Source organism: Paraglaciecola sp., from assembly GCF_030730205.1.
Lineage (GTDB): Bacteria > Pseudomonadota > Gammaproteobacteria > Enterobacterales > Alteromonadaceae > Paraglaciecola.
Map to the genome: position 1 here is coordinate 14,443 of NZ_JANQVQ010000197.1, position 15,984 is coordinate 30,426.

General features: G+C 42.7%; 17 protein-coding genes. 15 read left to right on the forward strand and 2 right to left on the reverse strand.

From position 1 onward, the window contains the following. Positions 1–4 precede the first annotated feature (4 nt). Both truC and NWQ57_RS13275 read left to right on the forward strand, forming a co-directional pair. Positions 5–775: a tRNA pseudouridine(65) synthase TruC gene (truC, locus tag NWQ57_RS13270; RefSeq protein ID WP_306022634.1), complete on the forward strand. Its 771-nt coding sequence runs from the start codon at positions 5–7 to the stop codon at positions 773–775. Then, on the forward strand, positions 768–1,214 hold the full coding sequence (locus NWQ57_RS13275; RefSeq protein WP_306022635.1) for a flavodoxin domain-containing protein: 447 nt from the start codon (positions 768–770) through the stop codon (positions 1,212–1,214). The genes truC and NWQ57_RS13275 overlap by 8 nt, the downstream gene beginning before the upstream one ends. Before the next feature lie 72 nt (positions 1,215–1,286). On the opposite strand, the gene rpsT is transcribed toward NWQ57_RS13275, so the two are convergent. Next, positions 1,287–1,550, reverse strand: coding sequence for a 30S ribosomal protein S20 (gene rpsT, locus NWQ57_RS13280; protein WP_306022636.1), 264 nt, complete (start codon positions 1,548–1,550; stop codon positions 1,287–1,289). A 253-nt stretch (positions 1,551–1,803) separates the two neighbouring features. Between rpsT and murJ the strand changes: the two genes are divergently transcribed. From murJ to ispH, 6 genes are all read left to right on the forward strand, one after another. After that, positions 1,804–3,363: a murein biosynthesis integral membrane protein MurJ gene (gene murJ / locus NWQ57_RS13285; protein WP_306022637.1), complete on the forward strand. Its 1,560-nt coding sequence runs from the start codon at positions 1,804–1,806 to the stop codon at positions 3,361–3,363. Between the two features lie 194 nt (positions 3,364–3,557). Further along, complete coding sequence (gene ribF / locus NWQ57_RS13290; protein WP_306022638.1) at positions 3,558–4,484, forward strand: bifunctional riboflavin kinase/FAD synthetase; 927 nt, start codon at positions 3,558–3,560, stop codon at positions 4,482–4,484. Positions 4,485–4,528: 44 nt separating this feature from the next. Next, positions 4,529–7,357: an isoleucine--tRNA ligase gene (gene ileS / locus NWQ57_RS13295; protein WP_306022639.1), complete on the forward strand. Its 2,829-nt coding sequence runs from the start codon at positions 4,529–4,531 to the stop codon at positions 7,355–7,357. After that, positions 7,350–7,844, forward strand: a complete 495-nt coding sequence (gene lspA, locus NWQ57_RS13300) for a signal peptidase II (protein WP_306022640.1) — start codon at positions 7,350–7,352, stop codon at positions 7,842–7,844. Before ileS ends, lspA begins: the two co-directional genes overlap by 8 nt. Next, positions 7,837–8,313 (forward strand): FKBP-type peptidyl-prolyl cis-trans isomerase, encoded by a 477-nt coding sequence (gene fkpB / locus NWQ57_RS13305; RefSeq protein ID WP_306022641.1) that lies wholly within the window; start codon positions 7,837–7,839, stop codon positions 8,311–8,313. The genes lspA and fkpB overlap by 8 nt, the downstream gene beginning before the upstream one ends. 24 nt (positions 8,314–8,337) lie before the next feature. Continuing rightward, positions 8,338–9,282 carry a 4-hydroxy-3-methylbut-2-enyl diphosphate reductase gene (gene ispH, locus NWQ57_RS13310; RefSeq protein WP_306022642.1) on the forward strand — a complete coding sequence of 315 codons (945 nt, stop codon included), beginning with the start codon at positions 8,338–8,340 and terminating at the stop codon, positions 9,280–9,282. A 23-nt stretch (positions 9,283–9,305) separates the two neighbouring features. Here the strand turns inward: ispH and NWQ57_RS13315 are convergent, their stop codons facing one another. Then, on the reverse strand, positions 9,306–9,713 hold the full coding sequence (locus NWQ57_RS13315; protein WP_306022643.1) for a type IV pilin protein: 408 nt from the start codon (positions 9,711–9,713) through the stop codon (positions 9,306–9,308). Positions 9,714–9,805: 92 nt separating this feature from the next. Between NWQ57_RS13315 and NWQ57_RS13320 the strand changes: the two genes are divergently transcribed. The 7 genes from NWQ57_RS13320 (at position 9,806) to NWQ57_RS13350 (ending at position 15,977) form a co-directional block, all read left to right on the forward strand. Continuing rightward, complete coding sequence (locus NWQ57_RS13320) at positions 9,806–10,324, forward strand: GspH/FimT family pseudopilin (protein ID WP_306022644.1); 519 nt, start codon at positions 9,806–9,808, stop codon at positions 10,322–10,324. Continuing rightward, on the forward strand, positions 10,318–10,947 hold the full coding sequence (locus tag NWQ57_RS13325) for a prepilin peptidase dependent protein B (RefSeq protein WP_306022645.1): 630 nt from the start codon (positions 10,318–10,320) through the stop codon (positions 10,945–10,947). The genes NWQ57_RS13320 and NWQ57_RS13325 overlap by 7 nt, the downstream gene beginning before the upstream one ends. Further along, positions 10,940–12,073: a PilX N-terminal domain-containing pilus assembly protein gene (locus NWQ57_RS13330; protein WP_306022646.1), complete on the forward strand. Its 1,134-nt coding sequence runs from the start codon at positions 10,940–10,942 to the stop codon at positions 12,071–12,073. The genes NWQ57_RS13325 and NWQ57_RS13330 overlap by 8 nt, the downstream gene beginning before the upstream one ends. Further along, positions 12,063–13,724, forward strand: coding sequence for a hypothetical protein (locus NWQ57_RS13335; RefSeq protein ID WP_306022647.1), 1,662 nt, complete (start codon positions 12,063–12,065; stop codon positions 13,722–13,724). The genes NWQ57_RS13330 and NWQ57_RS13335 overlap by 11 nt, the downstream gene beginning before the upstream one ends. Before the next feature lie 230 nt (positions 13,725–13,954). Beyond that, on the forward strand, positions 13,955–14,536 hold the full coding sequence (locus tag NWQ57_RS13340) for a pilus assembly protein PilV (protein WP_306022661.1): 582 nt from the start codon (positions 13,955–13,957) through the stop codon (positions 14,534–14,536). Continuing rightward, the gene (locus NWQ57_RS13345; RefSeq protein ID WP_306022648.1) at positions 14,533–15,399 is read left to right on the forward strand and encodes a PilW family protein; all 867 of its coding nucleotides are present in this window, start codon (positions 14,533–14,535) and stop codon (positions 15,397–15,399) included. Before NWQ57_RS13340 ends, NWQ57_RS13345 begins: the two co-directional genes overlap by 4 nt. After that, a complete protein-coding gene (locus NWQ57_RS13350; protein ID WP_306022649.1) occupies positions 15,396–15,977 on the forward strand; it encodes a PilX N-terminal domain-containing pilus assembly protein in 582 nt (193 codons plus the stop codon). The genes NWQ57_RS13345 and NWQ57_RS13350 overlap by 4 nt, the downstream gene beginning before the upstream one ends. The last annotated feature ends 7 nt before the right edge of the window (positions 15,978–15,984 follow it).

The following is a 15,984-nucleotide window of genomic DNA, read 5'->3' on the forward strand; positions in this document are numbered from 1 at the left end:
AACCATGCATTTAAATATAATTTACCAAGACGACTACCTTGTAGTCATTGATAAACCTTCAGGATTATTAGTACACCGCAGCATGTTAGATAAACATGAAACTGAATTTGCGTTGCAGCTGGTGAGGGATCAAATTAATCAACATGTTTTTCCCGTTCACCGTTTAGACCGTCCCACTTCTGGAGTGCTGGTTTTTGCCCTAAGTCCCGACATAGCCCGATTATTAGGAGAGCAGTTTAGTACTCAGCAGATCCTAAAACGTTATATCACTATTACGCGCGGTCATGCCCCTGAATTGGGCGAAATTGATTATGCCCTTAAAGAACAGTTGGATAAAATTGCGGACAAAAAAGCGAAACAAGATAAGGCCGCCCAAGCGGCTTTTACTACGTTTACAAGACTGAAAACCTTTGAGTTACCCTTTGCCGTCAGTCGTTACCCCTCGGCCCGATACTCATTATTGATGGTTGAACCTAAAACGGGGCGAAAACATCAAATAAGACGGCATTTGGCCCATATCAATCATCCCATTATAGGTGATACCACCCATGGCGATGGTAAACATAATCAATTTTTGAAACAGCATTTCGATTTTTCGGGTTTAGCCTTAAGTTGTTTAACAATGAAATTTAAACATCCGGTTCATCAAAGTGATTTATCCTTGCATTGTCAACCTGCTGACCATATAACACGTTTATTAGCGGCGTGGGATATTGACCGGACAAGCTTAAATACAATGATCAAAGATAATGAGGAAAAACAGCGCGATGAGTAATATTGGAATTTTTGTTGGTAGTGTATACGGCAATGCACAGCATGTGGCGGATGAAGTGAAAGCGGCTTTGGTAGACGAAGGTCTCTCTGCAACGGTGTATAACGATCCCAGTGTTAGTGATTTTCAACAAGCCAGCAGTGTCATCGTAGTGAGTTCGACAACCGGTATGGGTGATGTTCCACCAAACTTAGAGTTTTTTATTCAGGATTTACGCGACCAAATGCCACTTATGGCAAATAAACCCTTTGCTGTTGCCGGTTTAGGTGACAGTAGTTATGGTGAAACCTATTGTGGAGCCGGAAATCAGATCTTCAGCCTATTAGAAGAATTACAAGGTAATCCTATTGCCGATTTATTAGAAGTTGATGCCTGTGAAACTCTTGAGCCAGAAGTTGAAGTGGTTGAGTGGATTAAAGGCTTGGTTAAGTATATGGTTTAAAATACGGCCATTTAATTACAGACATAAAAAAAGCGCCTTCAGGCGCTTTTTTTGCTTAATAACCGACAAATATTAAGCTAAGGCTTTAATTTGCGCAGACAAACGGCTCTTATGACGAGCAGCTTTGTTTTTGTGGATTAAGCCTTTAGTTGCCATGCGGTCAAGAATAGGTGTAGCAGCAGCATATGCAGCTTGTGCAGCTTCTTTATTACCGGTCGCGATAGCAGCGATTACTTTTTTCAAAGATGTACGTGTCATTGAACGACGGCTAGCGTTGTGCTGGCGACGCTTTTCCGATGTAATGGCACGTTTCTTAGCAGACTTGATGTTAGCCAAGTTGTAACTCCCAAAAAATTCTAGTCAAAATTCAAGGGTGCGGATTATCCAGATTGAAGGGCCTTATGTCAAATGCTTTTGCGGGTTTTATAAGCAAAGTTTGTTGTTGATTTTATATTCGGCCGAAGGCGGGATAGTTGAAGTGGCGATAATGGAGTTTAATGCTTTGGTTTTCAGCTTATTTCTATGAAGTCATAGACTGTCACTGAGGAGTTAACGCATACTATGCGTTTTTGTTAGAAGGGATCACTAAGTGTCGAGAAAATTACTGAAATCAGGTGTGATTGTGAGTGTCATGACCTTTATTTCTCGGATCTTAGGCTTAGTGCGTGATGCTGTAGTGGCTAACTTATTGGGGGCTGGCACAAATGCAGATGTATTTTTATTAGCCAACAAAATCCCTAATTTTTTACGTCGTTTGTTTGTTGAAGGCGCATTTTCGCAAGCCTTTATACCCGTTTTAACGGATGTAAAAAATGCAGGTGATGAGGCTCACTTAAGGCAGTTTATTGCGAAAATTTCTGGGACTCTGGGTGTTATCGTCAGTATCGTTGCAGTGCTCGGTGTTATCGGCTCCCCCGTTTTAGCGGCTTTGTTTGCTTCAGGATGGTTTATTGAGCATTTGGAAGGCCAACCGGGTGGTGCTAAATATGAACTGGCATCGCTTATGTTGAAAATTACGTTTCCCTATATTCTCTTTATTTCTCTGGCCGGTTTAGCTGGCGCCATCCTTAATACCTTGAATAAATTTGGTGCGGCCGCTTTTACGCCAGTTCTACTAAATGTCAGCATTATTAGTTGTGCCATTTATTTGTCTGAACAGTTTTCCCAGCCTGGCTATGCCTTAGCGTGGGGCGTTTTTATTGGTGGCTTAGCGCAACTGCTATTTTTAATTCCATTTTTGATTAAAGCAGGCGTGATGGTGCGGCCAAGGTGGGGCTGGTCTGATCCTGATATTATTAAAGTAAGAACCTTAATGATCCCCGCTTTGTTTGGTGTTTCAGTAGGGCAACTCAACTTGTTGATGGATACAGTTATTGCCAGTTTTTTAGGTACCGGTGCCATTTCGTGGTTGTATTTTTCTGATCGCTTATTGGAATTTCCGCTGGGTCTGTTTGGTATTGCCATTGCTACCGTTATTTTGCCTACGCTTTCACGTAATCATGTGACTAAAGATGACGTCGCTTTTAGAAATAACATTGATTGGGCGATTAAGATGGTGTGTGTACTGGGTATTCCTGCTGCAACTGGCTTGTTTGTGTTAGCTGAACCTATGCTACTGACTATTTTTCAACGGGGTGCTTTTTCGCCCATGGACGCAGCGCGCTCAGCTGCAAGCTTACAGGCCTATTCTTTTGGCTTACTTAGTTTTATGTTGGTTAAGGTGCTGGCACCTGGCTTTTACTCCCGTCAAGATACTAAAACGCCAGTGAAATTTGGGATTTGGTGTATGGCAGCCAATATGGTGTTTAACTTAATTCTTGTCTGGCCTTATGACTATGTTGGTTTAGCTATGGCTACCTCGATGTCGGCTGCGATGAATGCGGCTTTACTATACTGGGCCTTGCACAAAAGTAGGGTTTACTTTGTTAGTAAACAAACCCTTAGCTTGGTTGTAAAAATATTCGTTGGCGCCATATTAATGGCCACCGTTATCATGCTAATGAGTCCTTCAATTCAGCAGTGGGTTGCTTTTAGTTTGTGGGCAAAAGTCACTGAATTGTTTGTACTTATTTTGACAGGATTTGGCACGTTCGCCTTATCTTTAGTCATTATGGGTGTACGTAAACACAGTTTTGTTGCTCATGTGTAATGTAGCCTTGTATCGTTTAATGACGAGAGATGTTTATTGATGGCAGTAAACTAAGGCGGTAAATATTAATAAGTAGGGCTAAGCACTTTCAATCATGACGCAGTTCGATATAATCCGCGCCTTTGAAATAATTATCATCTTCAATTTTTTGCGCTTTTAGCTCTAAATTTTGACAAGTAAGAACGAGAAACTAGGTGGAATTGATCCGCGGACTACACAACCTGAGAGAAAAACATCGGGGCTGTGTTTTAACCATTGGAAAATTTGATGGTGTGCATTTAGGTCACCAAGCTGTACTGAGCCAAGTATTGGAAAAAGCCAAAGCACTTGGCTTGCCTGCGACAGTCATGGTATTTGAACCACAACCAGAAGAGTTATTTACTCCATACCATGCACCTGCACGGTTAAGTGTGCTGCGCGATAAGTACTCGCAATTGCAGGCCTTGGGCGTTGACCGCTTGTTATGTATCAAGTTCAACCATGAGTTTGCTGGATATAGCGCCGAGTATTTTGTTGAAAAATTATTGGTTGAACTATTGGATGTTAAGTTTCTGGTCGTCGGCGATGATTTTCGTTTTGGCAAAGGTAGGGTTGGTGATTTTGCCTATTTGCAAAAAGAAGGGACGAAGTGCCATTTTGATGTCGCCAGTACTCAAAGCTTTCGGGTAGAAAATTGTCGGATAAGCTCTACTGCTGTCAGAGAAGCATTAGCAGCGGGTAACTTTAGTTTGGCTGAACAGATGTTAGGTCGAGCGTTTACTATATCTGGCAAGGTATTACATGGTGATAAGCGGGGCAGAACCATTGGTTTTCCGACGGCTAATTTGCTGTTAAAACGCATAAAAGCGCCGGTTAATGGTGTGTTTGCTGTTGAAGTTTTGGTGCAGGGGCGTACTTATAATGGTGTGGCGAATATTGGCCATCGTCCCACTGTCAACGGCACACGCTCGCAATTAGAAGTTCACCTTTTTGATTTTGATAAAACAATTTACGGACAAACTATCTCGGTTGCTCTAAAGCATAAAATCCGAGAAGAAATTAAATTTGATTCATTCGAATTACTACACAAACAAATTCAACAAGACGCACAAAAAGCTCGACATTTGTTAGGCATGTCTTGATACACTTTTAGTCAACCCAATGACCAACTTGGATTAAACCAATAATGAGCGATTATAAACCTACTTTAAACTTGCCCGATACCGCGTTTCCGATGCGTGGTGCTTTAGCTGAACGTGAGCCTAAAATGCTCCAGCAATGGATTGATAAAAACCTATATCAGCAAATTCGTCAGGCAAAAAAAGGTAAAACGCCCTTCGTCTTACACGATGGGCCCCCTTATGCGAATGGAGACATTCATATTGGTCATGCGGTTAATAAAATTTTAAAAGACATCATTGTTAAATCAAAGACTTTGTCAGATTTTGACGCCCCATACGTACCAGGTTGGGATTGTCACGGTTTGCCTATCGAGTTGATGGTTGAAAAGAAAGTTGGCAAGCCTGGACATAAGATCAGCGCCGCTGAATTTCGTCAAAAATGTCGCGAATATGCTGAAAAGCAAATTGAAGGTCAGAAAAAAGACTTCATTCGTTTAGGTGTTCTAGGTGAATGGGACAAACCCTATAAAACCATGGATTTTAGTTCTGAAGCAGACATCATTCGTGAATTGGGCAATATAGTTCGCTCTGGGCATCTTGAAAAAGGATTTAAGCCGGTGCATTGGTGTACCGATTGCGGTTCGGCATTGGCCGAAGCTGAAGTGGAATATCAAGACAAATCATCGCCATCAATCGATGTACGTTTTGAGGTAGTGAATGAAGCTGAGGTGCTTAGCTGTTTTGCTCATCCAGAAAAACTGCTCGGTGAAGGCCCCCTGTCAGTCGTGATTTGGACCACTACGCCATGGACGTTACCTGCAAACCGTGCGGTGTGTTTAAGTCCAAAATTAGAATATACCTTGGTGCAAGTGAATGCCGAGTCAGGTAAAGAGCGTTTAATTATTGCTTCTGACCTTGTCACTGAATGCATGGCGCGTTTTGGCATTGATCATTATCATGCCATCGGTTTTTGTCATGGTGATGCTCTAGAAAACCAAGCATTACAACATCCCTTTTATGATTTTCAAGTACCGCTCATTTTGGGTGATCACGTTACCACTGAGTCGGGTACGGGTTGTGTGCATACTGCGCCGGGTCATGGCGTAGAAGATTTTAATGTGGGTCGTCATTACAATCTTGAAGTCGCTAACCCGGTTGGCGCGAATGGTGTATACCTTGAAGGCACCGAATTTTTTGCCGGTGAACACGTATTCAAAGCCAATCAACATGTTGTTGATTTGTTGAAGGAAAACGGTGCTCTGGTTCATCATCATGCCTATGTCCACAGTTATCCTCATTGTTGGCGACATAAAACACCTATTATTTTTCGTGCAACGCCGCAGTGGTTTATCAGCATGGATAAAAAAGGGTTGCGTAGCGCTTCTATTGAACAAATCCATAAAACCCAATGGATCCCTGAATGGGGCCAAAACCGCATTGAGTCTATGGTAGCAGGTCGCCCTGATTGGTGTATTTCACGTCAAAGAACTTGGGGTGTACCTATTGCTTTGTTTGTGCATAAAGACAGCGGCGAATTGCACCCTAATACCAATGAGTTATTGGAAAAAGTCGCCGTATTAGTTGAACAAAAGGGCATTCAAGCGTGGTGGGATATAGATGCGAAGGAATTCTTAGGTGAAGATGCTGATACCTATGTAAAAGTCGCTGACACCTTAGATGTGTGGTTTGATTCTGGCGTAACGCATTACTTTGTGGTTGATCGCAGAGATGATATTCCGGCTATGGCCGACCTTTATTTAGAAGGCTCAGATCAGCATCGCGGCTGGTTTATGTCATCGTTGATGACGTCGGTTGCAGCTAAAGGATGTGCGCCCTATAAACAAGTCCTGACTCACGGTTTTACCGTTGATGGTGAAGGTAAAAAGATGTCTAAGTCATTGGGTAATACCGTTGCACCGCAACATGTTATCAATAAACTTGGCGCAGATATTTTGCGTTTATGGGTAGCATCAACAGATTATCGCAGTGAAATTGCGGTATCAGACGAGATTTTAAACCGTTCAGCTGATGCGTATCGCCGTATTCGTAATACCTCCCGTTTCTTGTTGGCCAATCTAAATGGCTTTAAACCAGAAACGGATTTGGTACCGCTTAATGAATTAGTTGAATTAGACAGTTGGGCCGTGGCGCGTGCAGCGAAAGTACAAGAAGAAATCATTGCCGCTTATGAAAAGTATGATCTGTTGGTCGTGACACAAAAGCTGATGCACTTCTGCTCGATTGAATTGGGCAGTTTTTATTTAGATATCATTAAAGACCGTCAATATACGGCCAAAAGTGACAGTCATGCTCGTCGTTCATGTCAAACTGCTTTGTATCATATCATCGAAGGTTTAGTCCGCTGGATGGCGCCCATCATGAGCTTTACGGCACAAGAATTGTGGCAAGAATTACCTTGGCAGAAAAAAGAGTTTGTTTTTACTGATGTTTGGTATGAAACATTGAACAATTTGCACATTGACTCAAGCTTTGACAACGATTTTTGGTTGGCAGTGTTAGATGTTAAAGAACAAGTCAATCGCAGTATTGAGGGGGCACGTAAAGCGGGTGTGATTAAAGGCTCTTTGCAAGCCGAGGTGACGATTTATGCCACCGCTGAACTTGCTGCACTTCTTAACAAGTTAGAAGATGAGTTACGTTTTGTTTTGATCACTTCTGCAGCAAACGTGGTACAAGTGGAACAGGCGCCTGAGCACGCTAACAAAACAGAATTAGCCGGCTTATGGGTTGAAATAACGGCGTCTGCAGGACAAAAATGTGCACGCTGTTGGCACCATCGTGAAGATGTGGGGGCAAACCCCGCTCACCCTGAAATTTGTTTACGTTGTGTAGATAACGTTGAAGGAGAGGGCGAAAAACGCGCTTATGCTTAAGTTGTTAAGTCAAACGGGCTGGCGTTTTTTGTGGTTGTCGCTGTTGGTTTTTGTGCTTGATCAATACACCAAAGGGTTGATTGTCGAGCACATTGAGCTTTATCAAGCGATACAAATTACGTCATTTTTTAATCTAACCCACGTTTACAACTATGGTGCCGCCTTTAGCTTTTTACATGATGCAGGAGGTTGGCAACGATGGTTTTTTACTGCCATAGCACTAGGTGTCGTTGTTTTGATGATGTGGTGGTTAAAACAGTTATCTCGCTCGCATATTTTATTGCCTTTGGCATTTTGTTTGATTATTGGTGGTGCCTTAGGCAATGCCTATGATCGTTTGGTTCTCGGTCACGTAGTAGATTTTTTAGTAGTTTACTATCAAGAATGGGTGTGGCCTGCTTTTAATGTGGCAGACAGTGCTATTTGCGTAGGTGCTGCACTTATGATCGTTGATATGGTTAAAAATAAAGAGCAAAAAAATGACTGATGTATCGCAATTTGTAACTGAACAATCGTTGGCATTTATCGAGCAGGGCAGTGAGGTTGTTTTACATTTTGACCTTAAACTGTCTGATGGCTCTGCGGCTGACAGCACTCGGGTTGACAACAAACCTGCTAAATTAGTGATAGGTGATGGCAATCTAACTCCCAATTTTGAAGCCTGTTTGCTGGGTTTGAAATGTGGTGACAAAAAGTCGTTTACCTTGGCACCCATCGATGCCTTTGGTATGCCTAATCCCGATAACATATATTATTTGGACAGAAGTAAGTTTTCTGCTGAAACTCCTGCTGAAGAGGGGATGATTATCGCGTTTACTCAACCAGATGGAAGTGAGTTACCTGGTATTATTCGTTCGGTTGCAGGTGATTCGGTGACAGTGGATTTTAATCATCCCTTAGCAGGTCAAGAGATTACTTTTGAAGTTGAAATCTTATCTGTAAACTTACATTCATAATCGACGTTTTTTAGGATAATTAACATGCAAATTCATCTCGCTAATCCTCGCGGTTTTTGTGCAGGGGTTGATCGCGCCATCACTATAGTAGAACGAGCGCTCGAGTTGTTTTCGCCGCCGATATTTGTACGTCATGAAGTTGTGCATAACCGCTTTGTGGTGGACGGCTTAAAAAGCCGCGGTGCGGTTTTTGTAGATGAGCTAGCTGAAGTGCCTGACGACAGTATCGTTATTTTCTCAGCCCACGGTGTATCTCAAGCTGTTCGTAATGAAGCCGACAGCCGTGGTTTGAAAGTATTTGATGCTACATGTCCACTAGTCACCAAAGTCCATATGGAAGTCATGCGCGCCAGCAAAAAAGGCACCGAATGTATTTTAATTGGTCACCATGGTCATCCTGAAGTGGAGGGAACCATGGGGCAATATGACAATCCCAAGGGTGGAATTTATTTAGTTGAATCGGTTGCGGATGTTGAAAAGCTGCAAGTTAAAAATAGCAAACACCTTTATTACTGCAGTCAAACAACGCTGTCTGTTGATGATACCGCGGAAGTGATTGATGCCTTGCGTGAAAAGTATCCGGCTATTGAAGGGCCTCGTAAAGATGATATTTGTTATGCCACGCAAAATCGCCAGGATTCAGTGCGAGAGTTGGCGGCTGACTGTGACGTTTTGTTAGTAGTAGGCGCACAAAACAGTTCAAATTCAAACCGTTTGAGAGAGTTGGCTGAAAAAATCGGCGCACAGGCTCACCTAATTGCCGATGCCAATTGTATACAACGTGAATGGTTAGAAAATGCCAAATGCATTGGCATTACCGCCGGTGCTTCTGCACCTGAGGTATTAGTGCAAGGAGTGGTCAATAGACTCAAAGAGTGGGGAGCAACTCAATCAATTGAACGCCCTGGACGTCTTGAAAACATTGAATTTGCGGTGCCGAAAGAATTACGAGTGAAGCAAATAGATTAACAACAGATCCAGTATCCTATTTATCACCAGCACGTTGACGGCGTTTTGTTCATAGATTGGTCTAAGGCCAATGTTAGACAAGCGCCGTCGTCAGTTTGTGAGCCCTTCGCAATTGCTACTAGTGTATAAGTTGTAGCGCTGACGCCCACCACGGAAAAATCATAATATTCATTTACCGGTAAACTTAAATCCGATGCTTCTGCATAACCAATGTGATTGAGACGATACGACTCTTGCTGCATTTTTATGCGCAGTAATTGAGTGGCACCGTCCGCCCGTCTTGATTCCATAACGTGTTGTCGGTAGCTGGGGTAAACAAGAATAATTAATAAACCGATTATAGCGAGCACGATCATCAGCTCTACCATGGTCATTCCTTTTAGGTGTTGCGGCGATTTTTGGGGAGCAATATTTGTAATAGAGCTAGTCATCGAAAATTCCTTTTTTCCATTTTTAGAATTTGAACTATAGTTAATTGAACGGATTTTGCGATTAGTTTTTTAGCCATAGTAAGGATACTAAAATGCGTTATTGCATTGGTTTAACCCTTCTTGAAGTTTTAATTACTGTCTCAATTATTGCCCTAACTCTCACTTTGGGTGTGCCATCTGTGCTCAACGCACAAAAAAATATGCAACTCAAAGGTGCTGTCGAAGTCAGTTACTTTGCTTTACAAAAAGCCCGCTCAACAGCCATATCGAATCAAGCAGACATTACCGTTGTATTTAATGCGACTAACCCTTGGTGCATTGCCCTAAGCGATAGTGGCTTATGTGATTGCCATATCTATGAAAATTGCTCTGTTGAAGGTGTTGAGTCTGCAGTTAAGGCCACTGATTTCAAACTAATAGCGCTGCAAGACGTTTCTTTTGGTGGTGATGATGCCACCAATTTTGATGGCGTCAGAGGCTTATCTATTGGCCATGCCGGCTCAGCGGTATTCAGTGATGGCAGTAATGAAGTTAAGCTGATTTTAAGTAATATGGGCAGAGTCAGACTCTGTGTAAAATCGGGTCAATTAGGCGCGTATAAGCCATGTTAAATCGTCTTTTATACCAAACAGGTACTTCTTTGGTTGAATTGATGATCTCGATGGCCATTGGATTTGCTTCGTTGACCGCTATGGCATCGTTGGTTGGTCATGGAATTGGCTTAAACAGTCAATTAATGGCTAAGTCTCGTCTGGATGAAGAAGTGAATGCGGTAGCTGCGCTCATGATTCGCGACATAAAACGTGCTGGTTACGATGGCAACATTGCTATTGTTGTAAACGATCCCAATCAGTTTGTTTCAGTCTTTGATAATTCTTTGGCGGTCTACAGTTACCCCGGTGAGGCTGCCAGTAGTTGTGTAGAATTCAGCTACGATCGCAATCAAAACGGTGTGTTAGATGTGGTCAGCGGTAATGAAAACTTTGGTTATAGATTAAAAGACAATGCCATCGAAATTCGCATAGACGGCTTATCTTGCGGGGCGGGTGGTTGGCACGATTTAACCGACCCAGACATAATTAAAGTCAGTCATCTTAAGTTTGTACTGCAACAACACAACAATCATGGGGTGAATACCCACCGTATCGCTATTGAACTGCAAGCAGAGTTAAAAAGTGACTCGAGCGTATCTAAGCGTTTCAGCACTTCATTTTTAGTTAAAAATTATGACTAGCGTCCATACTTCGCCCCTTTTACCTCACAAACAACACGGCGCTATTATCTTGGTCACCGTGGTGTTGATGTTGGTGATGATCACTCTAGTCACCTTGTATACCGGTAAAATTCAGTCTTTCGAACATAAGATTATATTGAATAGCCAAAATAAAAAATTGGCTTTTGCAGCCGCCGAGTCGGGCCTCATGCGTGGTTTCGCAGAATTACAGCAACATAAAGAGTGGTCTATTGGTGCGATTAATGAGGTACTCCTTAGTCAAAACAGCTATACCGTTACTGCCACACAACAGCTCATTAACCGCCATGATAGAGAGTTAGCACTCATACAACTTACATCTACAGGCGTTTCAGCTGATGGCTTAGCTACCTCGACTGTGACACAGCAAGCCTTAGTCTATCCCTTGATTGTGCAGATACCAAAAGCGCCTGTATTAGTTGCTGGAGGGCTCAATGATCAAGTGAGTTTTGAACTTGCAGCAAATCCAAATGGTGGGGGAGAGAGCGTGCCCTTAAGTATTTGGTCGAATGCGCAAGTTGATATGGATGCTATTGTTGGTTTTACCTGCGCCCTAGAAGAATATTCTTCTGGCATCTGCCCGCTTAACGCTTACTCATTTTCGATGAATCAAGGCGCGGATATTTTATCAAATGATGCAAATTTTCCCGTCGATATTTTTGCTTATTTATTTAATGTTTCTTTCCAACATTATTCAGCCATAAAGAGTGAAGCAGATTTGGTTTTGAATGATTGTCTTTTGCTCAATAACAGCCACTTTGGAATCGTTTGGGTTGATGGGGATTGTCATATTAACAACGGCTTAAATATAGGTGATGCTGCTTATCCTGTATTGCTATTTGTCAATGACGGTAGCTTACATTTAGGCCTAGGTTCTACACTAAATGGACTGGTGTTTATGCTTAAACAAAACAGTACTTTGGCCACTTTTGATGTATTTATACCGCCTTCGAGTTCGATAAATGGGGCTTTGCTCGCTAACTACGCCTTAGGTGATTTAGCTGGCAGTCTGTACGTGAAATACGATCAGGCAGCCTTGGCGACACTAAGCGAATCGCCGACTTTTTTACGTGTCGCTAAGATCCCTGGGAGTTGGCATGATCTATAACATTAGGCGTCACTGTGGATTTTCACTTATCGAAGTATTGATTGCGTCGTTGATGATCATGTTGGGTGTGACAGGCTATGTGACGCTGCAAAGTGAATTTGTATTGGCAGATTCAAAGATAAATTTACGCAATATTGCTTTACGATTAGCCCAAGAAAAATTTGATGATTTAGCCAGTTTTAGTCAAGTTATAAGCGACGCTAATGGACTTGGTTATAATGATATACAGACAAATACTGGTGGTGAGTTAGCAAGTGGTCAAGTTGAGGTGGCGTTAGGTAACAATGCGGCTAATATTCGTACGTTTACCCGAACTTGGTTGGTCAATAATCGCTATTTTGTGGATCTCGATAATGACTCGTATGCTGATACTTGGGTGGATTCGACTCATCCTAGCCTGATTATGCCCCTTCCGACCATTGCAGGGCAGAAAAGTATTCGGATACAAATTGATTGGCTTGATTATCAAGGGGACAATCAGTCTATTATCTTGGCGGGCTCTTTAACTCCCGTTGCCCCGAGTCGCAGTTTATTGGCTTTTTCAGATTTACCCAGTTCAAACAAGATACCCCAAGTAGTGTTTACACCGAGCAGTATTCCTGACTCTCATACTGTTGAGGTGGGGAATAATGAGTTTAAACAAAGTGCCAGTCCTATTATTGTTAGCCCTGAGCGTATTGAGTTGTCGATTGAAGATTATCGGCACGAAGATGGGCAATATATCAAAAGTAGCCAAGCGGATTTTACCACGGTGAGTTGTCGATGCGAGTTAGCCGGAATGGGGCAGGGTATGACACCCTCGTTTACTACAATCAGCAATGGCAAAAGCCATATTGAAGCGGGCCAACTGCAAAATAAAATGACAGGAACACCTTCTTCAACAGGGCAGTCAACTTTATGTTCGCAATGTTGCCGAGATCATCATGACAGCACGCAAACAATCGCGGATGAGCGCTTTTATCGAAACGACAGTGGCGTACCTCATTCCCACTTTCAACTGGTAGGCGGAACTGGCTATCAACAGGCTTTGATACCTGGTGACCAATATGATGAAGCCTGTCGATTTCGCAGAGTCGATGGCTATTTTGTGTTGTATCCTGACTGGCATTTAGTTGAGTTAGTGGCGTTTAGTCCAGATTATTTTTTAAACCCCAGCAATCTAACTGCGTATGCTGCATTTAGCCAGGCGGTGATGAGTGGCCTGATCAATCATGCAAGTTTGCCGACAAAACCCATTAACAGAGATGTAGATGCCATGAACGGCGGCGGTCAACTAACGGTAAGGGGGATTTATTTGGATCCCTTGACGACAAGTGATAGGTCTTTGTTGCAGGCAAAAATTGCAAATGGCGATGCAGATTGGTTGGCTCTTACTCCTTTTTATGACGTGAATTTGACATTATTGGCTAACTGGAGCACTGCTGACCCATCTATTGCGGTGATTTCCAATGAGCCTCTTAGTCCTTTCCCCTCGAATACGTTTCAATATTACCAAGAATTTAGCAGAGGAGAGTTAACAATTATCAGTTCTGGAAGCACTCAAATTTCAGCTAGCGCGTCGGTGCACAACAGCACCATGGCAGGTGTGCCTCCGATTACGCCCACAGAACTTGCCACTGTGAAGAAGGATGACAGTGTTTTGCTACATTAATTTATGCCAAAGCCGCTAAACAGGATGACGGGCAGTGAATAACGACATATCACCAAACCATCGAAAATATATACCTTTCGTTAAGTAAAAATAACCAAACTTCAGGGAATTTAGCTAACATACACCAACCACCAAAGTAATTTGTTCATAGGTATGGGGTTATAGTGTTAGAGAGTCTACCAGTCGTTCATCGAATTCATAAGGTGCCACTTCATGTGCGCGGTGTGGGTATGATTGAAATTTTAGTCACTCTATTTATTCTCTCTGTCGGGTTATTAGGTGTTGTTTATTTGCAATTTGTCGGTTCATTTACTAACTCTGAATCTCTAAATCGATCCCAATCCGTATTGGTGGCTCAGCAAATGTCGGAGCGACTCAGAGCCAGCGCCACCTTCTCCATTCGAGGAGATGGCTTGGTTGTGGACAATGAATACTTTGATCCAGATAACTATAATTTTCAAACCCTCACATGCTCGGGTAGTGAGCAAGCCTACGAATGTTTTTGTAAATCACGGCCGTCGGTGATCCCTAATTGTAACGACAATATTTGTTCTGCTAGTGATCTAGCAAAGTTTGATGCTTATGAGCTGTCGTGTGCGGCGGTGATCACCAATCCCGATGTGACTATTTCATTGGATTGCGAAGACAATGATTTAATGGATTTACAAAGTTGTAGTGTCGGTTCCAAACATATCGTTACGCTCAAGTGGCCTGTAGAGAATTGGCAAAATATCAACAGAACACTCAATGCAAAATGCATGGTAGGTGAAACGAGCCCCCATGATTGCGTATCAGTAGATGTCACACTATGAAAACCCCTAAGCAACAACACGGTTTTAGTCTAGTTGAGTTGATGATTTCTTTGACTATCGGTTTGATGATCTCAGGTGCGTTGATTCAAGTTATGTTAGGCAACAATGTCACTGAAAGATTAAATCAAGCGGTGTCATCGGTCCAAGAAAGTGGTCGTTTTATTATTACTCGTTTGCGCAACGATTTATTGATGACAGGCCGTTATGATAATTTATCCCCTGATCTTAACCGAGATGTGGATGTCGCTGTCGAAGCGGCCATTGTGCAAAATAATCCTGTGCCTTTACCTGGTGATTTTGTCAATGATGCCACAGTGGGGTCGCTTGAAGGCGCTAGTGGCGCAAGTGATACCTTAGTCGTCAGCGCTCAAGCCAGCACTGATTGTCGAGGTTATAAATTAGGTTACGCCGCCAACGAAGAGTTTTATGTGGTTAATCAGTATTTTGTTACGGGCACAACACTACAGTGCAGAGGTTTTGACGGACGAGTTCTGAGGGGGCAAAAAGTCGCTGTTGGCAATGACAGTGATAAGGCTTATACCTTACTGGACGACGTTTATAGTTTTCAAGTGCAATACGGGGTTACTAATACTCTGTCTGTAGGCGACAACTCGTCGCGACCTGTAAGATTTGTTACCGCAGACGCTTTGGCAGCGCTTCGGACTGCCGGAGCGCAAGTTGTTGCAATACGTATCGCGGTGCTACTTAAAGCCGATTCTGATGTTCTGATTGACCCGGTCCCCTCCTTTAAATTACTGGACGAAGCAGTGTACCAGCCCACTGACAAACGTTTATTTAAGCAATTTGAAACGACGGTTACGTTACGAAATGTAAAAAACTTTATTCGCAGTAGGAATATATGAATCATACAAATATGCACAAAAATTCAGGCATGGTGATGGTATTTGCCTTACTGATATTACTCAGTTTAACCATCCTAGGTGTCACATCTGTCGCCAGTAGTTTGATGCAAAGCAAAATGGCGGTGTCGATGGAGCGAAGCTCTCTTGCATTTGACGCTGCAGAGTCAGCGATTGCAGGTGTCATTTTTGAGGCAGAAGATAAAGTTGTCTTAGCAGATGCAAATATAAATGACCCCTTGTCTGATGCACGAGGGGGTAACCAATTGGATTTAACTGTGCAGTCTTTAAGTTGTTTTGAAGAAAATGATTGGACCAATCGTAGCGTGACATCAGCAGGATTGAGTAAAGGAAGTCGTCACGTAGGGACAGGAGATTATGTCGCGCAACCTGCTATTGATAGTTGGTCTAAAACCGCCTTTTTGCGCGAGCAACCTTGTGTTGGCTCTAGCAATGTTATTGGTGGTAGTAATATTAGTTGTCACGTATTTATTGTGCGTGGCTGCGGGCAATTAAAAGACAGCAACTTTGTAGTCGCAAATACCTTGAATGCCTCGGTCTTTGCACCTGCTGCCCAATAGAGGGGGC